Annotated in this window: 21 protein-coding genes; 9 read left to right on the forward strand and 12 right to left on the reverse strand. The window is 63.0% G+C overall.

Annotated features, from left to right (window positions below; genetic code table 11):
* Positions 1 to 135: 135 nt before the first annotated feature.
* The gene (locus tag F6X59_RS24965) at positions 136 to 1,092 is read right to left on the reverse strand and encodes an endonuclease (RefSeq protein WP_152958790.1); all 957 of its coding nucleotides are present in this window, start codon (positions 1,090 to 1,092) and stop codon (positions 136 to 138) included.
* A 133-nt stretch (positions 1,093 to 1,225) separates the two neighbouring features.
* Between F6X59_RS24965 and F6X59_RS24970 the strand changes: the two genes are divergently transcribed.
* Positions 1,226 to 3,067 carry a diguanylate cyclase domain-containing protein gene (locus F6X59_RS24970; RefSeq protein ID WP_152958791.1) on the forward strand — a complete coding sequence of 614 codons (1,842 nt, stop codon included), beginning with the start codon at positions 1,226 to 1,228 and terminating at the stop codon, positions 3,065 to 3,067.
* Here F6X59_RS24970 and F6X59_RS24975 read toward each other — a convergent pair.
* Complete coding sequence (locus F6X59_RS24975; RefSeq protein ID WP_152958792.1) at positions 3,064 to 3,390, reverse strand: AzlD domain-containing protein; 327 nt, start codon at positions 3,388 to 3,390, stop codon at positions 3,064 to 3,066. The genes F6X59_RS24970 and F6X59_RS24975 overlap by 4 nt on opposite strands.
* Positions 3,387 to 4,106 carry an AzlC family ABC transporter permease gene (locus F6X59_RS24980; RefSeq protein ID WP_152958793.1) on the reverse strand — a complete coding sequence of 240 codons (720 nt, stop codon included), beginning with the start codon at positions 4,104 to 4,106 and terminating at the stop codon, positions 3,387 to 3,389. Before F6X59_RS24980 ends, F6X59_RS24975 begins: the two co-directional genes overlap by 4 nt.
* A 277-nt stretch (positions 4,107 to 4,383) precedes the next feature.
* On the opposite strand from F6X59_RS24980, the gene F6X59_RS24985 reads away from it, so the two are divergent.
* The 4 genes from F6X59_RS24985 (at position 4,384) to F6X59_RS25000 (ending at position 8,757) form a co-directional block, all read left to right on the forward strand.
* Positions 4,384 to 5,382 carry a sensor domain-containing diguanylate cyclase gene (locus F6X59_RS24985; protein WP_152958794.1) on the forward strand — a complete coding sequence of 333 codons (999 nt, stop codon included), beginning with the start codon at positions 4,384 to 4,386 and terminating at the stop codon, positions 5,380 to 5,382.
* Between the two features lie 170 nt (positions 5,383 to 5,552).
* The gene (locus tag F6X59_RS24990) at positions 5,553 to 6,866 is read left to right on the forward strand and encodes a glycosyltransferase (RefSeq protein WP_256669414.1); all 1,314 of its coding nucleotides are present in this window, start codon (positions 5,553 to 5,555) and stop codon (positions 6,864 to 6,866) included.
* Positions 6,867 to 6,868: 2 nt separating this feature from the next.
* Positions 6,869 to 8,059 (forward strand): DegT/DnrJ/EryC1/StrS aminotransferase family protein, encoded by a 1,191-nt coding sequence (locus F6X59_RS24995; RefSeq protein WP_256669415.1) that lies wholly within the window; start codon positions 6,869 to 6,871, stop codon positions 8,057 to 8,059.
* On the forward strand, positions 8,056 to 8,757 hold the full coding sequence (locus F6X59_RS25000) for a WbqC family protein (RefSeq protein WP_152958795.1): 702 nt from the start codon (positions 8,056 to 8,058) through the stop codon (positions 8,755 to 8,757). Before F6X59_RS24995 ends, F6X59_RS25000 begins: the two co-directional genes overlap by 4 nt.
* A 3-nt stretch (positions 8,758 to 8,760) precedes the next feature.
* On the opposite strand, the gene F6X59_RS25005 is transcribed toward F6X59_RS25000, so the two are convergent.
* Genes F6X59_RS25005 through F6X59_RS25025 form a run of 5 tightly spaced genes read right to left on the reverse strand, consistent with a single transcriptional unit; the run spans position 8,761 to position 12,638 of the window.
* A complete protein-coding gene (locus F6X59_RS25005; protein ID WP_152958796.1) occupies positions 8,761 to 9,489 on the reverse strand; it encodes a bifunctional 2-polyprenyl-6-hydroxyphenol methylase/3-demethylubiquinol 3-O-methyltransferase UbiG in 729 nt (242 codons plus the stop codon).
* A 2-nt stretch (positions 9,490 to 9,491) separates the two neighbouring features.
* Entirely contained in the window at positions 9,492 to 10,271 is a 780-nt protein-coding gene (locus tag F6X59_RS25010; protein WP_152958797.1) for a phytanoyl-CoA dioxygenase family protein, read from the reverse strand.
* A gap of 7 nt (positions 10,272 to 10,278) precedes the next feature.
* Entirely contained in the window at positions 10,279 to 11,058 is a 780-nt protein-coding gene (locus F6X59_RS25015; protein WP_152958798.1) for a class I SAM-dependent methyltransferase, read from the reverse strand.
* Complete coding sequence (locus F6X59_RS25020; RefSeq protein ID WP_152958799.1) at positions 11,051 to 11,974, reverse strand: hypothetical protein; 924 nt, start codon at positions 11,972 to 11,974, stop codon at positions 11,051 to 11,053. Before F6X59_RS25020 ends, F6X59_RS25015 begins: the two co-directional genes overlap by 8 nt.
* A 7-nt stretch (positions 11,975 to 11,981) precedes the next feature.
* A complete protein-coding gene (locus F6X59_RS25025) occupies positions 11,982 to 12,638 on the reverse strand; it encodes an acetyltransferase (RefSeq protein WP_152958800.1) in 657 nt (218 codons plus the stop codon).
* A gap of 116 nt (positions 12,639 to 12,754) precedes the next feature.
* Here F6X59_RS25025 and F6X59_RS25030 point away from each other — a divergent pair, with 116 nt between their 5' ends.
* From F6X59_RS25030 to F6X59_RS25040, 3 genes are all read left to right on the forward strand, one after another.
* Positions 12,755 to 13,606, forward strand: coding sequence for a phytanoyl-CoA dioxygenase family protein (locus F6X59_RS25030; protein WP_152958801.1), 852 nt, complete (start codon positions 12,755 to 12,757; stop codon positions 13,604 to 13,606).
* Positions 13,607 to 13,693: 87 nt separating this feature from the next.
* On the forward strand, positions 13,694 to 14,560 hold the full coding sequence (locus F6X59_RS25035) for a hypothetical protein (protein WP_152958802.1): 867 nt from the start codon (positions 13,694 to 13,696) through the stop codon (positions 14,558 to 14,560).
* Complete coding sequence (locus tag F6X59_RS25040; protein ID WP_152958803.1) at positions 14,557 to 15,279, forward strand: TylF/MycF/NovP-related O-methyltransferase; 723 nt, start codon at positions 14,557 to 14,559, stop codon at positions 15,277 to 15,279. Before F6X59_RS25035 ends, F6X59_RS25040 begins: the two co-directional genes overlap by 4 nt.
* A 78-nt stretch (positions 15,280 to 15,357) precedes the next feature.
* Here F6X59_RS25040 and lpdA read toward each other — a convergent pair whose 3' ends face one another.
* The 4 genes from lpdA to F6X59_RS25060 are packed head-to-tail and all read right to left on the reverse strand — an operon-like array spanning position 15,358 to position 20,301.
* A complete protein-coding gene (gene lpdA, locus F6X59_RS25045) occupies positions 15,358 to 16,737 on the reverse strand; it encodes a dihydrolipoyl dehydrogenase (RefSeq protein ID WP_152958804.1) in 1,380 nt (459 codons plus the stop codon).
* Between the two features lie 2 nt (positions 16,738 to 16,739).
* The gene (locus tag F6X59_RS25050; RefSeq protein ID WP_152958805.1) at positions 16,740 to 18,008 is read right to left on the reverse strand and encodes a dihydrolipoamide acetyltransferase family protein; all 1,269 of its coding nucleotides are present in this window, start codon (positions 18,006 to 18,008) and stop codon (positions 16,740 to 16,742) included.
* Entirely contained in the window at positions 18,009 to 19,067 is a 1,059-nt protein-coding gene (locus F6X59_RS25055) for an alpha-ketoacid dehydrogenase subunit beta (protein ID WP_152958806.1), read from the reverse strand.
* Position 19,068: 1 nt separating this feature from the next.
* Complete coding sequence (locus F6X59_RS25060; RefSeq protein ID WP_054886333.1) at positions 19,069 to 20,301, reverse strand: 3-methyl-2-oxobutanoate dehydrogenase (2-methylpropanoyl-transferring) subunit alpha; 1,233 nt, start codon at positions 20,299 to 20,301, stop codon at positions 19,069 to 19,071.
* Between the two features lie 197 nt (positions 20,302 to 20,498).
* On the opposite strand from F6X59_RS25060, the gene bkdR reads away from it, so the two are divergent.
* A complete protein-coding gene (gene bkdR / locus F6X59_RS25065) occupies positions 20,499 to 20,984 on the forward strand; it encodes a Bkd operon transcriptional regulator BkdR (RefSeq protein WP_060476959.1) in 486 nt (161 codons plus the stop codon).
* Positions 20,985 to 21,090 lie beyond the last annotated feature (106 nt).

Raw genomic sequence — 21,090 nt, forward strand, 5'->3', positions numbered from 1 at the left:
CTCACAGGCATGGCCACGTTGCAACAAATGTAGGAGCGAGCTTGCTCGCGATGCGCCGCGCGGGCGGCGCTCGATCTCACAGCCGCAGAAGATGTAAAGGCGTACACCTGCAAGCCCTCATACCCTCTCACACCCTTACTTGCAATTCCCCGCCTTGCGATACCCCGCCGCCAACGCCTCGGCCTCACTGCCAAACGCCACCTGGTTCTTCTGCGAAACCTGGCTGTACCCTGGGCAACCGCTGGCCAAATGATACACATGGCTATTGCGGTTACCGACCACCGCACCGCTCGCCGCAGTACTGGCCAGCGTCGGCTTGGCCGTCTCTTTCACCGCCGTCGTCGGCACCGCGGCAGCACCCTGCGGCGTATACCCCAGCGCCCACTTGCGCTCGCCGGTCACGAACGGGTTGTTGTGCCCCATGATCGCGGCAATGCGCTGGTCACGCTGCTTCTCCCAGGCCGTCACCGGATGCTGCTTGTCCCAGGCCATCAGCACCTGCTGCTGCTGGCGCGACATGCTCAGCTTGTAGCGATCGAACATGTAGAACGTGGTGCGTGCCACCAGCCCCTTGACCTCGTCGCGTGGCTCGGCGGTTTTCTGCTGGAAGTCGATCTTGGTAGCGCACTGGCCGTACTGCGGGGCACCGCCAGAAACCATGCCGTAGTTGAAGTTGCTGCGGTCACCGTTAACTTCGCCCACGGACGGGTAGAGGTTGAACAGGTCGGCTTCCATCGAACGGAAAGTCGGGTCGGTATCCACGCATTGTTCACGCCCGCCGTTCTGCCAGCACTGGCGCTGGTGGCCGAAGGTCCAGGCCGGGACGATGTGCTCCCACTCGGTACGCTCGGCGCGGGTCTGCAGCTTGCGGGTTTCGTAACCACAGGATTTCAGGTCGGCCCGGCCGCCGGACTTGCCGACCCAGGTCCACTTGCAGCCACAGTACAACTCGCCCATGGCGCTGTTGCCCTGGTCAAGGTAGATCTTCTGTTTGGCAACCACCTTGGCTTCGGTGAAGGTGGCGGGTGGGGTGGCGAAGGCAGCGGGGATGGCGGCGAAGGCGAGGGCGACGGCGCAAAGCAGTTTCTTCATGAAAATACGTCTTAGGCTTACAAAAAAACGCGATTATACGGCTTGAGCGATTCGATAGAAGAGATGAAAGGCTTGCGCTTGAGCGTTGCAGCGCTATCGTTTGCGGGTCAGGATTTTTATCGAGCGCGTTGTCATGCAAATTGCCCCGTCGCCTCTCAACGAGGCAGCCCGCCTGTGTTTCCTCGAGAGCCTGAACATTCTCGATACCCCAGCCGAGGAAACCTTCGACCGCATCACCCGGTTGGCCAGCGTGCTGCTCGATGTGCCCATGGCCCTGGTGTCGCTGGTCGACATGAATCGCCAGTGGTTCAAGTCGCGCCAGGGCATCGATGTGGCCGAGACCACGCGCGATATGGCGTTCTGTGCCCATGCCCTGCATGCCGAAGACATCCTGGTGATCCCGGATGCCAGCGCCGATCCGCGTTTCGAGGACAACCCGCTGGTGACCGCTGGGCCGCGCATCCGCTTCTATGCCGGTGTGCCGCTACGCTTTGCCGGCGAGCTGACCGTGGGCACCTTGTGTGTGCTGGACAGCCGGCCCCGCCAGGTGTCGGAAACCGAGTTGGCGCACCTGCGCGACCTGGCGCGAATCGTCGAGCGCGAGATGCTGCACCGCAGCCTGGCCATCGACTCGGGCAGCGCGGTGCAGCAGGCGGAGCAGGGCGCATTGGTGTCTTCCGAGGCGCGTTTTCACCGGGTGTTCGACAGTAGCCCGACGAGCAAGGCGCTGGTGGCTCTTGACGGGCGTATCCTCGAGCCCAACCGGGAATTTTGCCAGTTGCTGGGCAGGGCCAAGGAGTGGCTGGTGCTGACCCGGCTGGGCGAGCTGATCGACCCGCAGGACCTGGCCAAACTGGACGAGCCTTGGCAGCGAATCGTTGCCGGTGAGCAGGATTCGCTGGTCATCGAAGTACGGCTGGTCACCCCCGGCAATGGCGCGCTGTGGAGCGAGTTGAGCGTGTCGGCGCTGCGCAATGCGCGCGGTGTTACCGAGCAACTGGTCGTGTTCGTGCGCGATATCAGCGAACGCAAGCGCCGCCAGCAGCAACTGCAGCGCTACCAGGCGACCCTGGAGCAGCAGGTGGCGCAGCGCACCGAAGAGCTGGCACGCAGCCAGGAAACCCTGCAGGCCATTGCCGACAATATCCCGGTGCTGATCGCGCAGATCGGCACCAACCTCGAATACCGCTTCAATAATGCCGTGTACCGGCAGGTCTTCGGCGTCGAGCCGATCCAGCTCAAAGGCCGCAAGGTGCAGGATGTGCTGCCGGCGGACGTGTACCAGCAGCTGCTGCCTTGCTTCCACAAGGCGTTGGCTGGCGAGCGGGTGGAGGCTGACAACGTGCGTTACAGCCCCGATGACACGCGGATCTGGCACGCCTCCTATGTGCCTGATATCCGCAACGGCAAGGTGGAGGGCTTTTTCGTCATGTCGCTGGATGTGACCGAACGCAAGCGCAAGGAAAAGACCCTGCTCGACCAGGCCACGCTCGACCCGCTGACCGGGCTGCCCAACCGCGCGGCGTTGTATGGAGAGTTGGATTGCGCCCTGCAGCAGCGGGCTGCGTTTGCCTTGTTCTTCATCGACCTGGATGGCTTCAAGCAAGTCAACGACCAGCATGGCCACGAGGTGGGCGATGCCGTGCTGCAGGTTGCTGCGGGGCGCATGCTGGCGATCATGCGTGCGGACGACACGGTGGCCAGGCTGGCCGGTGACGAGTTTGTGGTCATCGCCCAGGCCGTGGCCAACCAGGCGTCAGCCCGGGATATCGCGCGCAAGCTGTGTGATGAGCTGTCGGCGCCGATTGCGGTGGAGGGTGTTGAAGTGGCCGTTGGCGCCAGTATCGGTGTCTACCTCAACCATTCCGGGCATGATCCGCAAACTGCCGAGGACGCCTTGGCGCTGGCCGACAAGGCCATGTACCAGGCCAAGCGCAGTGGGCGCAACCGCTTCAGTGTGGTGCCCGACCGCTAGAACCCCCAATACTGCAACCCCCACAACACCCCCATGCCAACCGCGAGGGTCAGCAGCGTACTGCGCGAGCGCCAGGCGACCAGCCCGGCGACAATCGCGGCCGGTATCTGCGGGTTGCTCCAGTCGACCCCAGGCTGGCCGGCCTTGAACACCACGGCCGGCAGCACCAGCGCGGCCAATACACTGGCCGGCACGTAGACCAGCGCACGGCGCAACAGCGGCGGAATGCGCAATGCACCGTAGAACTCGATGAACGACAGCCGTATCGCAAAGGTGCCCAGGCCAATCAGGGCGAAGGTGATCCAGGGGTTCAGGTCTATCATGGCGCCTCCGCTGTCACGCGTGCGCCCTTGCGCAGCTGTTCGATGCTCAGCCCGCTGACCACGCCGCCCAGCGAGGCGACCAGCAAGCCAAGGTTGTAGGGCAGGTCGTGTGCCAGCACGGCCAGCGCGCCGCCAACCACCGCTGCGCCCAGCATCGCCGGGTTACGAATGCTCGGCACCAGCAGCGCCAGGAACGACAGTGGAATGGCAAAGCCCAGCGACCAGGACTCCGGAATGCCGGCCCCCAGGTACACGCCGGCCAGCACCGCCAGGTTCCAGCCGAACCACATCGGCAAGGCGGTGCCCAGGTAGTAGGGAAAGGCAAATCGACCGAGGCCGCCGGCGCCGAATTTCAGGCTGCACAGGGCGAACGACTGGTCGGAAAGCAGGAAGGACAATGGCCAGGTCTTGCGCCGTGGCAGATCGCTCAGGTGCGGGGCCAGGGCTGCGCTGTACATCAGGAAGCGCAGGTTGATCACCAACGCGGTGACCACCATGGTCAGCGGTAACGCGCCGCTCTGCATCAGCTGCAGCACCACCATCTGCGCGGAGCCGGAATAGAACAGCAGGGTCATGCCCATCGCGTCGAGCGGCGACATGCCCACGCCGATGGCCGTAACCCCGGTAATCAGGCCGAACGGCAGCATGCCGGTGGTGAGTGGCAGAACTGCGCGGACACCCTCGGTGAATGCGTGCATCGCGCTTTTATAGTGCATGTGGGTTCCTTGAACATTCATCAGGCCCGCTCAGGGTAAAACCCGCCGGGCTGGGTAACAACGCAGATTTCCGAAATAACCCACGCGTGGCGGTTCATAGCGAAGCCTGTGCCAGCCGTGCAGGCCACAAAAATAGGACGTTGGGGCTATTCCGGTCGTCGGCCGCCAGGCATATGCTTGCCTGTCAGAGCAAGCACGTTGCCGCCTGCGGCAAACACAAGCACTGTCGGCAGCACCTTCATCGGGGCGCAGTTGCTGGACACCAGGGAGAGCGTCCATGAGTCAGGAAGCAATGCCGGCAGCTGCCGGCTTCAGTGAACAGCAGTTGGCCACGTTGTTCGGCTTGATCAGCGATGGTATCTGGGATTGGAATGCCAATACCGGCTACGTCTACCGCAATCCGGGCTGGTACGCCATGCTCGGCTACGAAAGCCATTCCATGGCCAACACCGTACTGACCTGGGAAAGCGTGATCCACCCCGAGGACTACCCACGGGTGATGGCGCACTTCGAGGCCTACATCAGCCAGCGCAACGAGCGCTATCTCATCGAGTACCGCTGCCGCTGCCACGATGGCAGTTACCTGTGGGTCGAGGACAGCGGCCATATCATCGACCGCAACGAAGACGGCTCGGTGGCGCGCATGCTCGGTGCGCACCGCAATATCGATGCGGGCAAGCGCCTGGTCGAGCAGCTGGAGCAGAAGAATCATTCGCTGGAAGCCCAGGTGGCCGAGCGCACCCGCGAGCTGTCGTGGGTCAACCAGCAGCTGCAGCGCCAGCTTGACGAGAACCGCATCCTCGCCGAACGCGACGCGCTCACGCGCATAGCCAATCGCTACCAGCTGGAGAAGACCTTGCAGCAGGAGTGCGAACGGGCCAAGCGCTTCCGCCAGCCGCTGGCGCTGATTGCCATGGACCTGGATGATTTCAAACCGATCAATGACCGCTATGGCCACGCTCGTGGCGATGCGGCGTTGATCCGGGTGGTCGAGAACCTGAGCACCAGCCTGCGTGAACTTGACTTGCTGGCGCGCTGGGGCGGCGACGAGTTCGTCATGGTGCTGCCGCAGACCACGCTGGGCGAGGCACTGGAGCTGGCGGGGCAGTTGCGCCGGGTGATGGAGCGCATGGAGCCGGTGGGCGATTGCCGCCTGACCATGAGCTATGGCGTGGTGCAGTGGCAGGCAGGAGAGGGCCAGGAGGATCTGCTGGCCCGGGCCGACCAGGCCTTGTACCGGGCAAAGGGCTCGGGGAAAAATGCTATTGCCGAGTGAATCGTTGCCTTGCGCCCGTCCGTAGGGGCGGCCTTGTGCCGTGAAGGGGATTTGGCGATCATGCCTGCGGCATGCTGACGTCTTCTAAAATTCACAGTCATGCCTGGAAGATTGCGGCCGATACAGCGGTTGCTGCAGTACGTCCCGATGATCCCTTCGAAGCGAGCACCATGCCCCCCATCTACTTGAATCTAGGTTGCGCCGATCACCCACGCCAGGGTTTTATCAATATCGACCTGGATGCCGTGGGCGCTGACGTGCAGTGGGCGCCGGGTCAGGCATTGCCGTGGGAACACGGTACGCTGGCAGGAATCTACAGCGCCCATTTTCTCCAGCGGCTGGGGCGCAACCAGGCTATCCGCCTGCTGCATGAATGCCGCCGGGCGCTGCAACCGGGTGGGGTAATCCGCCTGGTCTGCACTGACCTCGAAGCGTTGATCGACGATTACCTGAGCAACCGCGGCCACCCCGAGGCCCCGGGCATCGGTCGTGGCGAATGGCTGAACATGGGTATCCGCCAGCACGCCTGGACCTTCGACGCCGAAGAGCTGACGCGGATCTGCACGATGGTCGGCCTGGAACCGGTGGCCATCACCGAAGCGGGCGCCAGCAGCGATCCGCAACTGAGCGGGTTGGACGCTCCCATGCCGGGGCAACTGGTGCTGGAGTTCCGCAAGACGCCGCGCCAGCTGGCGGCGGATGCGCAGCCACTGGTCAGCATCGTCATGCCGACCTACAAGACCGAGCACCTGTACGACGCCTTGGGCAGCGCGCTGAACCAGACCTACCGCAACCTGGAAATCCTGGTGTGCGACGACTGCCCGACCGATGAAATCGAACGGATATGCGCCGACCTGAGCCAGCACGACCCGCGTGTGCGTTATGTGCGCAACCCGGATGCCGGCAAGGACATCGGCCGCCTGAACCACGTGCTCTGCCTGAACGAAGCGCGGGGCGAGTTCGTCAAGTTCCTCAACGACGACGACCTGCTGGACCTCGAGTGCGTGGAGCGGATGCTCGACAGCTTCCGCCGCTACCCGGACGTTACCCTGGTGACCTCCAAGCGCCAGCGCATCGACCAGTACGGTGAACCACTGGCCGATATCGCTGCGACCCAGGCCCCGGTGGCGGATGATTCGCTGATTGAAGGCCTGTCGCTGGGCACCGCGCTGATGCAGTCGCAGATCAACTTCGTCGGCGAACCAAGCACGGTGATGTTCCGTCGCGCCGACATGCTGGGCATTACCCCTGACTTCATGTCGGTCGACCAGCAACCCATTGCCTGGGCCTCGGACGTGGCGATCTTCCTCAACCTCGCCCTGCGCGGCAACACGGTCTACCTGATTCAGCCGCTGAGCAGTTTCCGCATCCACGGCGAGCAGTGCCAGGTGCTTTATGGCGCCGCTGCCCAAGGTGAATCCCGGCGCTGCTGGGCGATCATGCGCGACTTCTGGGCGCGGCATGAGTTCGACAAGGCAATCTAGACATGGCCAAGCATGCCCAAGCCCGTACGACATGGGAGCAGCCATCGGCAGCGTCCGCGCAAGCATTGCCAGCCAGCGACCGGCAAGCGGTTTACGTGACCCAGCCAGCGCTGCCTGAGCTGGACGCGTTCCTGCCCTACCTGCAGGAAATCTGGGACAGCCGCATGCTGACCAATGGCGGCACCATGCACCAGCGGCTCGAGGCGGCGCTGTGCGCGTACCTGGGCGTCGAACACATTTCGCTGTTCTGCAATGGCACCCAGGCATTGATCACCGCGCTGCAGGCGGCCGGGCTCAGCGGCGAGGTGATCACCACGCCGTACTCCTTCGTCGCCACTGCGCATTCATTGCTGTGGAACAACCTGACGCCGGTGTTCGTCGATATCGATCCGCACACCCTTAACCTCGACCCGGCGCGCATCGAAGCGGCCATCACCGAGAAGACCACGGCGATCCTGCCGGTACATTGCTACGGCCACCCGTGTGATGTCGAAGCGATACGCGCGATCGCCGAGCGCCACGGCCTGCAGGTGATCTACGACGCTGCCCATGCCTTCGGCGCACAGGATGCCGGCGGTAGCCTGCTGCGTCATGGCGACCTGGCGACCCTGAGTTTCCATGCGACCAAGGTGTTCAGCACTTTCGAGGGCGGCGCCATTGTCTGTCGCGACGCGGCGAGCAAACGGCGCATCGACCAGTTGAAGAACTTCGGCCTGTCTGCCGACGGCACCACCGTGGAGCTGACCGGCACCAATGGCAAACTCAGCGAAATTCATGCGGCGTTCGGCCTGCTGCAACTGCAAGGCCTGGACCAAGCACTGGAGAAACGCCGGCGCATCGACCAGCGTTACCGTGCCGGCCTTGCCGGCATTGCTGGCATCCGCTGCATTAGCGGGGTGGGCGAGGCGGTCGCCAACCATGCGTACTTCCCGATACTGGTGGGGCCCGAGTTCGGGCTCGGCCGCGACGCGCTGTTCGCCCACCTGGCAGCCCACAACATCCACGGCCGGCGGTATTTCCAGCCACTGATCAGCGGCCTGCCGATGTACCGCGAGTATCCGTCGGCCAGCCCGGCCAACCTGCCGGTGGCGCATCAGGTGGTGGAGCAGGTGATCTGCCTGCCGATCTATCCTGACCTCGACAATGCCACCGTCGACTTCATCATCGGCCTGATCGCCGGGGCCGCTGCATGAGCACAGTGGCGGTCATGCAGCCTTACCTGTTCCCCTACATTGGCTACTGGCAACTGTTGCAGGCCGCAGACCGCTTCGTGGTCTACGACGATGTGAACTACATCGTCCGCGGCTGGGTAAACCGCAACCGCATCCTGATCAACAAGGCGCCGGGCCTGATTACCTTGCCGTTGTTGCAGGCCTCGCAGAACCGCAAGATCAACCAGATCGACATTGCCCCCGCTGCCCAGTGGCAGCGGCGCATGCTGCGCTGTGTGGAGATGGCCTACCGCAAGGCGCCCTGTTTCGATCAGGTGTTCCCTGTCGTCGAGCGTATCCTGACGCATCAGGACACCAACCTGGCGGGTTTTCTGACTCATCAGATTCAGGTGCTGGCTGGCTTCATGGGCCAGAAGGTGCAGATCGTCAGTAGCAGCGAGGGCTATGGCAACGCCCAGCTCGCGGCTCAGGAGCGGATTGTGGACATCTGCCGCCAGGAAGGCGCGACCCGCTACATTAACGCCCAGGGTGGGCGTTCGCTGTACGAGCCAGCTGCGTTCGCCGAAGCCGGCATCGAGCTGCGCTTCATCGGCATGCGCCCGCTGCCCTATCAACAGCGCGGCGAAGGCTTCACCCCCTACCTGTCGATCATCGACGCCCTGATGGAAGTCGGCGCCGAGGGTGTCGGGCCGCACCTGGCGGCCTACGATTACCTCTGAGGTTCAGGCCTCGCAGACGACGTAGACGCTCGCGGTGAGGTCGGGGTACTTCATGCCCATCTTGTAGCAGCCGTCGAAGAACGCCTGGTCGATGATGCCGGCGCGCAAGGCGGCATCGAACTGGAAGTTGGCCATTGGCTTGAACAGGATGCCGCCACGCTGGGTTACCTGAAAGCCGGCCTGCAACGCTTCGTGCTCCAGCGTGTCGAGGCTGTAGGTACAGCGGTGGCCATGCTTGCGCTCGCCCTCGGTAACCGCTGCGTTGAAGTCGATCAGCCCCATGCCTACTGCAATTTGCCGTGACGCCGCATTGGCGTTGGGCACGACAATGAACAACCGGCCACCTGGCGCCAGCCACTCACGGACTTTCTGCAGCACCGGCAGTGGCTCGCTGAGGTGTTCGAGGGTGTGAATCAGGAAGATGTTGTCGAAATGCCGCTCAAGGTTGGCGTCCTCGAACTGCCCGAGGATGAAGGTTGCCCGTGTATCGGCCACGTTGCGGCGGGCGATCTCGATCAGGTCGGAGGCACCTTCGAGCACCGTCACATCATCGAAGACCTGCAGCAGCTTGCGGGTGAACTCACCGTGGTAGCAACCCATTTCCAGGGCATTGCCCGGGCGAAACTGCCCGCTCAGCGCCTTGATCATGTAGTCGCGGTGGATGTAGTCGAAATCATAGGCGTACAGGCGGTTTTCCGTGTCCTGGTACTCGGTGTTCAGGTCGCGTGACATGGTTAACCCTGGTTGGAGTGGTACATGCGCCTGGCCGGTGGCTGGTACCACTCGTCCAGGGTTGCGGGTACCCGTGCGTTGTAGCCGATGACCTGGCGCATCATCGGGTCCAGCTCAGGCCCCAGGTCATAACCCAGGGCGCGCGGGTAATCGAATTGCTGCTTCATGAATGGCTTGGAGAACATCGGCGTGACCGAGCGGCGTACCTGATCGGTCACGTTGCTGCCGCCAGCATGCCAGACATTGGAGTTGAACATCAGGATGCTGCCGGCCGGGGCGATTGCCTGTTCGGCATGTGCCTTGAAATAGTCGTCGGTCGGCTTGGCTTCGGCCTTGTGCGAGCCGGACAGCATCCAGGTCGCACCATTGTCGGCGGTGAAGTCGTCGAGCATCACCAACGTGTTCAGCAGCAGCGGCATGTCCCCGGAATAAGAGCGGATATCCCGGTGAACGCGCTGGGCGTAAGACTGGCTGGCGCGGGTATTGATGGCACCGCCATAGGAGTTGAGGATGAACTGGCCGGCGAAATAGCGCTCGATGAAGGCATAGATCGGGTAAGCCTTCAGGCACTCGAGAAAGCTGTCGAACTGCCCGATCAGGTGGTGCACCGTGTAGCTGGTGTCCTGATCGATGCCGTTCTTCACCTGGTAGTCGCGGCAGATGGCATAGGCCTTGTGAATGTCTTCGCGCATCTGCTCGACGATGGCCCGGGGGATGGCGTTCTCGAAAATCACCCAACCCTGTTCCGCCATGCGCAGGTCGAACGCCTCGGTGGAAATCATCGCTGCCTTACCTGATTGTGACGATGCATTTGGAAGGATACAGCTCGCATTTTTCCAGGGTGTATTCGGCAGGGCTGAACACTTCCTTGAAGGCCAGCGCCTCGCCTGGCGATTCGGCCCAGGTCAGTTCATCCATCAGCAGCACGCTGCCGCTGACCAAATGCGCCTTGATCGCCTTGAGTGCCGCCAGGGTTGGCTCGTACAGGCCCATGTCGAAGTAGGCGAAGGCGACGATGGCCGAGCCATTGGTCTTGAAGAATTCCGGTGCGGTCTGGCAGACGTCACCTGCTACCAGCTGATGCACACCGCGCTTGTGCCCGAGCACGTTGTTGCCTTCATGTACCTGCAGCAGTTCGTTCAGGTAGTCCTTGTAGCTGGCCTTGGTCGAGTATGAGTTTTCAACCCACACGCCGCTTTCCTTGCGGTCCTTGTCGCCCGGCGCGGAATAGCCTTCGAAGGTGTCGAAACCGACGATCTTGCGCTGCTTGTTGAACGGCTCGTACATGGCCCGCAGGTTTTCCAGCAACACCAGGTTGTGGCCGTACCAGGTACCGAATTCGCAGATCATGCCGGGGATATGCTTGAAGCGCTTGTACAGGTCGCTCAAGACGATGAACTTCACCAACACCGAGCTGCGGGTATACAGGCCGAGGTTGAACAGCACGTCATCGTCCGACAGCGGGCTGTTCAGGTACAGGTCGCGCAACTTGTCACGGAAGGCGTACTGCAGGTCCGATGCGGTGGATTCGAGTTTGTAGACGTCGTCTTGCAGTTGTTCGTTACTCATCATCACTCCACTGGGCCAGGCCGAAGCCGCTGGTCCCGAATCGGTTGCCGTTGTACAGCATGTAGGTATGCCCGTTGCTCTGGAAGATGAACGGATAGCAGGTCATCAGCGAGTCCCAGCCTTCGGCCGACGGGGCGATGCCCTCATCGTCATGGCGGGTCCAGGCGCGGCCGTCGGGCGACTCGGCGTAGCGGATACGGTAGGCGCCGGCGCCGTTGCGGTAGTCTTGCGATGCACGCGAGCAGTACCACATCTTGTAGACCCCGTTTTCCTTGATCACGCAAGGGCGGGAAAACGCTTCGGTGTCGAAACGCGATGGCAGGCATTGCTGCGGGAAGCGGGTGTATTCGAAGCCATCCCGGGATTCGGCGTACTTGATCACGTACAACGGCTCGTACTTGCCATCCACCTCCAGCCAGCGGGTGCCGGAGACGTACCACATCTTCCACAGGCCTTCATCGAACAGCACGGTGGGCGTCACGGCCAGGTAGGGCTCGGTGGCGGTGCGGTCCATGATCGGGCCTTCGAACAGTTTCTCGAAGTGCAGGCCGTCATCGTCCGAGACCGCCACGCCCATGGCATTGTGGTAGGGGACGGTCAGCCGCTGGTTCCAGCCGCTGTAGTACAGGTAGGTGCGGCCGTCTTTCTTCACCGCGTAGCTGGGCATCACGCCTTCGTCGTCGAAGGTGCCGGGGGCGCCGAAGCCCAGGCACGGCTCGCGGTGGCGGGCGACGACGATGCGCGGGTCGTGTTTGTCCAGGTCTACCGCGTAGCACAGGCTCTTGCCGGCGCTGTCACGGGTGGAGATGAACACCCGAATCACATCGTCCAGCACCAGCGCGGTGGGCACCTGGGCGTGGGAGCCGACCCAGTCGTGGTCGGGGTCGAAGGTTCTGCCGAGTTTTTTCCAGGCCATGCTCTACCTAAAAATCCAGTTCCTGGCTGCTTTTCACGGCGCGCGCGGGGGCGCCGACATAGAGCTGCCAAGGTTGAGTATCTTTCGAAATCAGCGCACCCATGGCGACGCAGGTACCTTCGCCGAGGGTGCAATTGTTGGTAATGGTGGCATTGACGCCGACCCAGACGTAGGGCTCGACCAGGCAATGCCCGGACAGCACCACGTGGGAGGCGAAGAACACATGGTCGCGAATTTCGCCATGGTGGCCGATATGGTTGCCGCTCCACAGCACCACGTTGTTGCCGATGGTGGTGAACGGCTGCAGCGTGTTGTCTTCGAGAATGAAGCAGTTTTCGCCGATGACGTTATCGTTCACCGTGGCATGCGGGCTGACATAGGAAATGAAGTCATAGCCCTTTTCCTTGCCCTGCAGGTACACCGACTCACGCAGGCGGTTCATCCTGCGCCCGGTCATGGGCGCGAACAGCCTGTAGCCGCTGCTTGGGAAGTAGTCCTGAAGGGTTTCGAACGGCACCACCGGCAGCCCTTCGAACATTCTCGACTCGGGCAGGTAGCGCTCGTTCACGGTAAAACCGACCACCTGCACCGAAGGGTCTTTCTTCAGGTAGTAGTGCGCCAGTTGGGCGGTGTCCAGCACCCCGAAAATGACAACTTTTTGCATCATGGCATCCAGGAGGTTCGAGGCTGAGTCAGGTCAAGCCGAGCCAAAGGTACGCTGTGTATACTGCCGCCCACGATAGCACCTCCGCTGGCGTAACTAAAAAGGGCACCGGGCCGATGGGAAAAATTCTTGACCGAAATCAAATCCGCTTTTACCGGGAGCAGGGTTACCTGGTCGCCGAGGATATTTTCGACCCGCTGCATCTGGATGAAACCCTTGCCCACTTCAACCTGGCCTTCGCCCAGCAGCTTGAGCGCCTGGCGCTGCCTGTCGCCGATGGCCCGCTCGTCGAAGCCCTGCACTGCAACATGGCCGTATTGCTGGGCGCGAATGTCGCGCTCTACCTGGCAACGCTGCGCATGTGCTCCAAACTGTATGGTGTCTACCGGTTGATGACCGCCGAGCGCCTGCGCGACGCGGCTGCCGACCTGGGTATTGTCACCCCGTTGTTCCAGACCACTCCTGTATTGCACCTGATGTCGAAGAAGCTGGTGATCCCGGGGGGCTACCAGGGCTTCGACGTGCACCAGGACTGGACCTCGGTGCAGGGCAGCCTGGACACCATCACCACCTGGATCCCGTTCATGGACATCGATCCGCAGTTGTTCACCATGGAAGTGATGCCCGGCAGTCATCTGCTGGGCCTGCTTAGCGGCGACCAGCAACAGCATGTGCTGCGGGTCGACCAAAAGCACTTCAAGGAAGATGACTTCGTTCCTGTCTGTGTCGGCAAGGGTGGCGTTTGCTTGATGTCGAACTTCACCATTCATCGGTCTTCTCGCGAAGGCGATGATCGACTGCGGATTTCCATCAGCGGGCGCTATGAAAATGCCAGCGAACCGACGTTCATCGAACGCGAGTACCCGTTCACCCAGCAGAAGAGCATGCAGCGCGGCCTGATCACCGAAAACTTCCCCAGCGTGGAGCAGGTGCGTGACGTGTATGCCGTTGCAGGCGAGGGATTCTGATCGTCGGTACGCGCGGGCTTTAAAGTTTCCTGCCGGCATGCCGATCACCAAGTCGCATGGGGCTGAACGAGTTCTGAAGGGGCAAGTATGAATCTTTATGTCAACCAGGTGAAAAACAAGCCGGACTACCGGGGCGCGCTGTTCAAGGGCGACATCTTCCTCGAGACCGGCCTTGGCAACGCACATCAACTGTGCGCCCTGGCCCGGCAGAGCATCACCGCCGCATTCGAAGGCGAAACCGAGCACCAGTCGCTGCACAAGATGATGCCGGTGGAGACCTTCGTCGAGCGCGTCACCGCGCTCAAGCGCCAGTTCACCAATGGCCCGGAGGCCAAGGCACTGATCCGCGATTTCATCCGCGAGATCGGCGCCGACCCGAAAGACTACATCTTCGACGTGCCGCGGGTGCGCGTGGTACCGAACTACGACTACCTGCATGCGGGCGTGAGCTATGCCTACAAACCGCACCGTGATACCTGGTATGGCAGCGTCGAAAGCCAGGTGAACACCTGGATGCCGGTGTACAGCATCGAGCCGGAACAGACCATGATGATCAACCCGGCGTATTTCGAGCGGCCGGTGCAGAACAGTTCGGCCCAGTGGAGCCTGAACGACTGGATCAACGTGCAGCGGCACAAGGCCTCGCAGAACATCACCGAGGAGACCCGGGTGCACCCGGTGCCGCTGGAAGACATCGACACCAGCGCCGAGCTGCGCGTGGCGGCCAACAGTGGCGAGATGCTGATCTTCTCCGGTGCCCACCTGCACGGCACCGTGGCCAACTTTACCGACAAGGTGCGCTTCAGCGTGGACTTCCGCCTGATCCACCTGCAAGACTTGCTGCACAAGCGCGGCGCGCCGAACGTCGACAACGGTTGTTTGGACGCAGAGGCCGGCTTCAAAGACTTTTTCAATGCCAGCGACTTTTCGCAATTCCAGGGAGTTAACCCATGACCAAGCGTCGTCTGACCGCTGCCGAGGTCGAGTACAACGAAAAGCGCGCCAGCGTGCTGAGCCGTGTCGATGCCCAATACGTGGCTGATGCACCGTTCCTGTTCGCCAACCGTATCGCCGTGACCGCTGCGCTGTCGCGCATCGAACTGTTCAAGATGGTCCAGGACATTCCCGGCGCCATCGTCGAGTGCGGTGTGTACAAAGGCAACTCGTTGATGCTGTACATGCAGCTGTCGATGATTCTCGAGCCTTATGCGATCAACCGTTCGATCATCGGTTTCGATACCTTCGGCGGCTTTGCCAGCATCGATGCCGAGCAGGACCCAGCCGACATCAACGAAAGCATGTTCTCCGACACCGACGAGACGCTGATCCAGGACATGATCGATGCCAACGACCTGATCCGTCCGGTCAACCGCATCCCGCGCTGCGAGATCGTCAAGGGCGATATCCTGGAAACCGTACCGGCCTTCGTCAAGACCCGTCCGGACCTGGTGGTGGCGATGCTGATTCTCGACACCGACCTGTACAAATCGACCAAGGTGGCGCTGGAAACCTTCCTGCCATACATGCCCAAGGGTGCGATCGTGGTGCTGGACGAAGTGGCCTACCGCAACTTCCCGGGCGAGACCCAGGCGCTGCGTGACGTGCTGGACCTGAACAAGGTCGAGCTCAAGCGCCTGCCGTTCGATTCGTCGGTGGGTTACTTCCGCGTCTGACGTGGCATAGCACCGAACGAAAAAAGACCCGCGGCGCCTGAGGCGCAGCGGGTCAAGTCGGCCTTGGCCGCTTCAGTGTCAGATATGCAGTGCGTGGCCCAGCGCGCGCAGTGCCGCCTCCTGCACCGCCTCGCCCAGCGTTGGGTGAGCGTGGATGGTGCCCGCCACATCTTCCAGCCGTGCGCCCATCTCCAGCGACTGGGCAAACGCCGTGGACAGTTCCGATACCGCCACGCCCACCGCCTGCCAGCCCACGATCAGGTGGTTGTCCCGCCGCGCCACCACCCGCACGAAACCGCTTTTCGATTCCAGGCTCATGGCCCGGCCATTGGCGGCGAACGGGAACTGCGCGACGATGCAGTCCAGCCCTTGCTGGCTGGCTTGCTCCGGCGTCTTGCCAGCGACCACGACCTCCGGGTCGGTGAAGCACACGGCGGCAATCGCCGCGGGTTCGAAGCGTCGGCTCTTGCCAGCGATGATTTCGGCCACCATCTCGCCCTGCGCCATGGCGCGGTGGGCAAGCATCGGTTCGCCCGCCACGTCACCGATGGCCCAGACATTGCGCATGCTGGTCTGGCAGCGCTCGTCAATGGCAATGGCGGCGCCGTTCATCTTCAGGTCCAGGCATTCCAGGTTGAAGCCGGTGGTGCGAGGCCGGCGGCCCACGGCCACCAGCACCCGGTCGGCTTCCAGGCGCAGCTGCCCACCCTGGCCATCGTTGGCCAGCAGGCAGCCGTTCTCGTAGCCTTCAACGCTGTGGCCTAGGTGCAGGGCGATGCCCAGCTTCTTCAGCGATTCGGCCACGGGCGCGGTCAGTTCGCTGTCATAGGTCGGCAGAATGCGCTCGCGCGCTTCCACCACGCTGACCTGCGCACCCAGCTTGCGGTAGGCGATGCCCAGTTCCAGGCCGATGTAACCGCCGCCCACCACTACCAGGTGCTTGGGCAGGGCCTTGGGCGCCAGGGCTTCGGTGGAGGAAATGACCGGCCCGCCGAGCGGCAGCATCGGCAGTTCGACGCTGCTCGAACCGGTGGCCAGCAGCAGGTGTTCGCACTGGATGCGCTGGCCGTCGACCTCGACCTGTTTGCCGTCGAGGACCTTCGCCCAGCCGTGGATGACCTTGACCCCGTGCTTCTTCAGCAAGGCGCCAACGCCGGTGGTCAGGCGGTCGACGATGCCGTCCTTCCAGGCCACGCTCTGGCCGATGTCCAGGCGCGGGGTGTCGACGCTGATGCCCAGTGGCGACTGCCCGGCGAAGCGTGCGGTCTGGTGGAACTGTTCGGCCACATGGATCAGCGCCTTGGACGGGATGCAGCCGATGTTCAGGCAGGTGCCGCCCAGCGCCTGGCCTTCGACCAGCACGGTGGGGATGCCCAGTTGCCCGGCGCGGATGGCGGCGACGTAGCCGCCAGGCCCGCCGCCGATGATCAGCAGGGTGGTGTCGATGGTCTGGGACATGCTCACTCCAGGAACAGGCAGGCAGGTTGTTCGAGCAGGCCACGCACGGCCTGGATGAACTGCGCGGCATCCATGCCATCGACCACCCGGTGGTCGAACGAGCTGGACAGGTTCATCATCTTGCGCACGACGATCTGGCCGTCGATCACCACCGGCCGCTCGACGATGCGGTTGACGCCGACGATCGCCACTTCCGGGGTGTTGACCACCGGGGTGCTGACGATGCCGCCCAAGGCGCCGAGGCTGGTCAGGGTGATGGTCGAGCCGCTCAGTTCTTCACGGCTGGCCTTGTTGGTCCGTGCGGCATTGGCCAGGCGCGCGATCTCGCTGGCATTGGCCCACAGGCTGGCGGCCTCGGCATGGCGCAGCACCGGCACCATCAGGCCGTTGTCACCCTGGGTGGCGATGCCCACGTGTACCGCGCCGTGGCGGGTGATGACCTGGGCTTCGTCGTCGTAGGTGGCGTTGATCTGCGGGAAGTCGCGCAAGGCCACGACCAGGGCGCGGACCAGGAACGGCAGCAGGGTCAACTTGCCACGCGTGTTGCCGTGCTTGGCATTGAGCTGCTGGCGCAGGGCCTCAACGGCGGTGACGTCGATCTCTTCCACGTAGCTGAAGTGCGCCACACGGCGCTTGGCGTCCTGCATGCGCTGGGCGATCTTGCGGCGCAGGCCGATCACCTGCACCTGCTCGCTGTCGGTGCGCTTGGCATAGCCACTCGGCACCTGGCCGGCAGGGCTGTGCGGCTTGCTCATGAAGGCGTCGAGGTCTTCATGCAGGATGCGCCCGGCCGGGCCGCTGCCATGCACGTAGCGCAGCTCGATGCCGGCATCCAGGGCGCGCTTGCGCACCGCCGGCGAGGCCAGCGGCTTGTCGCCCGGCTGGCGCGGCACGATCGGGGCTTCGGCGTGCTGCTCGGGGGCCTGGTAGGCCACCGGCTGTGGCGCTGGCGCTTCGGGCTTGGGCGCGACGGGCGCGCTGTGTACTTCCACGGGTTTGGCCTGTGTCACATCCACGTGGTTGCCGCTGCCTTCGACTTCGATGCGGATCAGCTCGCTGCCGACCGCCATCACTTCACCTGGCTGGCCACCCAGGGCCAGTACCTTGCCGCTGACCGGCGAAGGGATTTCCACGGTGGCCTTGTCGGTCATGACATCGGCCACCACCTGGTCCTCGGCGATCACGTCGCCGACCTTGACGAACCATTCCACCAACTCGACCTGCGCGATGCCTTCGCCAATGTCCGGCATCTTGATGACGTGCGTGCCCATTCAGACCTCCATGACCCGTTTCAATGCCGCGCCTACCCGCGAAGGGCCTGGGAAGTAAGCCCATTCCTGCGCGTGGGGGTAGGGGGTGTCCCAGCCGGTGACGCGCTCTATCGGCGCTTCGAGGTGATGGAAACAGTGCTCCTGCACCAGCGCCACCAGTTCGGCGCCGAAGCCGCAGGTGCGGGTGGCTTCATGCACGACCACGCAGCGGCCGGTCTTTTTCACCGAGGCGACGATGGTCTCCAGGTCCAGCGGCCAGAGGCTGCGCAGGTCGATCACTTCGGCGTCGACACCGCTCTCTTCGGCGGCCACCTGGGCCACGTAGACCGTGGTGCCGTAGGTCAGCACGGTGACATCGTTGCCCGGGCGGGTGATCGCGGCCTTGTCCAGCGGCACGGTGTAGTAACCGTCCGGCACGGCGCTTTGCGGGTGTTTCGACCAAGGCGTGACAGGGCGGTCGTGGTGGCCGTCGAACGGGCCGTTGTACAGGCGCTTGGGCTCAAGGAAGATCACCGGGTCGTCGCATTCGATCGAGGCGATCAGCAGGCCCTTGGCGTCATACGGGTTGGACGGCATCACCGTGCGCAGGCCGCAGACCTGGGTGAACATCGCCTCCGGGCTCTGGCTGTGGGTCTGGCCGCCGTAGATGCCGCCGCCGCAGGGCATGCGCAGGGTCAGCGGGGCGATGAACTCGCCGGCCGAGCGATAGCGCAGGCGGGCCATTTCCGAGACGATCTGGTCGGAGGCCGGGTAGAAGTAGTCGGCGAACTGGATTTCCACCACCGGGCGCAGGCCGTAGGCACCCATGCCCACGGCGGTGCCGACGATGCCGCTTTCCGAGATCGGGGCGTCGAACACCCGCGACTTGCCGTACTTGGTCTGCAGGCCCTCGGTGCAACGGAACACGCCGCCGAAGTAACCGACGTCCTGGCCGTAGATCACCACATTCTCGTCGCGCTCGAGCATGACATCCATGGCCGAGCGCAGGGCCTGGATCATGGTCAGTGTGCTGGTGGCCATGGCGGTTTCCGGATTGATGCTGTTGTTGTGATCGTTCATCTCAGACCCCCAGTTCCTGGCGCTGACGGCGCAGGTGGTCAGGCATTTCCTTGTACACATCCTCGAACATCGAGGCCGCGCTCGGGATGTGGCCGTTGGCCAGGGTGCCGTACTGTTCCGCTTCCTTCTGCGCGGCGATGACCGCGGCCTCGAACTCGGCGGTAGTGGCCTGGTGTTCTTCCTCGGACCAGTGGCCGATCTTGATCAGGTGCTGCTTCAGGCGGGCGATCGGGTCACCGAGCGGGAAGTGGCTCCAGTCATCGGCCGGGCGGTACTTGGACGGGTCGTCCGAAGTCGAGTGCGGGCCGGCGCGGTAGGTGACCCACTCGATCAGCGACGGGCCCAGGCCGCGACGGGCGCGTTCGGCGGCCCAGCGCGAGGCGGCGTACACGGCGACGAAGTCGTTGCCATCGACCCGCAACGAGGCGATGCCGCAACCCACGCCACGGCCGGCGAAGGTGGTCTGCTCACCACCGGCGATGGCCTGGAAGGTGGAGATCGCCCACTGGTTGTTGACCACGTTGAGGATCACCGGGGCGCGGTAGACGTGGGCGAAGGTGAGGGCGGTGTGGAAGTCCGACTCGGCGGTGGCACCGTCACCGATCCAGGCCGAGGCGATCTTGGTATCGCCCTTGATCGCCGAGGCCATGGCCCAGCCGACCGCCTGCACGAACTGGGTTGCCAGGTTGCCACTGATGGTGAAGAAACCAGCTTCGCGCACCGAATACATGATCGGCAGCTGGCGGCCCTTGAGCGGGTCGCGCTCGTTGGACAGCAGCTGGCAGATCATCTCGACCAGCGATACGTCGCGGGCCATCAGGATGCTCTGCTGGCGATAGGTGGGGAAGCACATGTCGGTGCGGTTGAGCGCCAGCGCCTGGGCGCTGCCGATGGCTTCCTCGCCCAGGCTCTGCATGTAGAAGGACATCTTCTTCTGGCGCTGGGCAACCACCATGCGGCTGTCGAAGATGCGCGTCTTGAGCATCGCGCGCATGCCTTGGCGGAGGATCTGCGGGTCGATGTCCTCGGCCCATGGGCCTTGGGCGTTGCCTTGCTCGTCGAGCACGCGGACCAGGCTGTAGGACAGGTCGGCGGTGTCGGCAGCGTCGACATCGATCGGGGGTTTACGGACTTGCCCAGCGTCGTTCAGGCGCAGGTAGGAAAAATCGGTCTGGCAGCCTGGCCGGCCGGTGGGCTCGGGCACATGCAAACGCAGGGGGGCGTACTCGTTCATGCTTTTTACGCTCGCTCGGATGTTGTTTTTGTGAGCTCTGAAGCGGCCGCCGCTGAGTACCGGCTTGTGACTGGTAGGTCAGCGTCATCTACATCTTAGTGGGAGGGCAGGAGAATTTTTCTCTCAAGTTGATTGCCTTTGTCTGACGGGGGAGATAAACATTCCGGATAAACACAAAAAACCGGTGAATTTGTCTCATGCGCAAGCTCGATCGTACCGATATCGGCATTCTCAATAGCCTCCAGGACAACGCCCGCATCACCAATGCGGAACTGGCGAGGTCGGTAAACCTGTCGCCGACGCCTTGCTTCAACCGGGTCAAGGCCATGGAGGAGTTGGGCGTGATCCGTCAGCAGGTGACCTTGCTGTCGCCGCAGGTGCTGGGGCTGGATGTGAATGTGTTCATCCATGTCAGCCTGGAGAAGCAGGTCGAGCAGGCGCTGCACCGCTTCGAGGAGGAGATCGCCGAGCGGCCTGAGGTGATGGAGTGCTACCTGATGACCGGTGACCCGGATTACCTGTTGCGGGTGCTGTTGCCGAGCATCCAGGCGCTGGAGCGGTTCCTCGATTACCTGACGCGGTTGCCGGGGGTGGCCAACATTCGGTCAAGCTTTGCCCTCAAGCAGGTGAGGTACAAGACCGCGTTGCCGTTGCCTGCCAACGGCATGACCTTGCGCGAATAGTTTTTACCCGCGAAGAGGCCGGCACAGGCAAAAACGAGGGTGCTTGATATTTTAAACACCCCAAGCCTATGTTGTTGTCAGCCTATAACAACAAGGACAAGCGTCA

The sequence above is a fragment of the Pseudomonas sp. MN1F genome, from assembly GCF_009391885.1.
Classification (GTDB): Bacteria; Pseudomonadota; Gammaproteobacteria; order Pseudomonadales; family Pseudomonadaceae; genus Aquipseudomonas.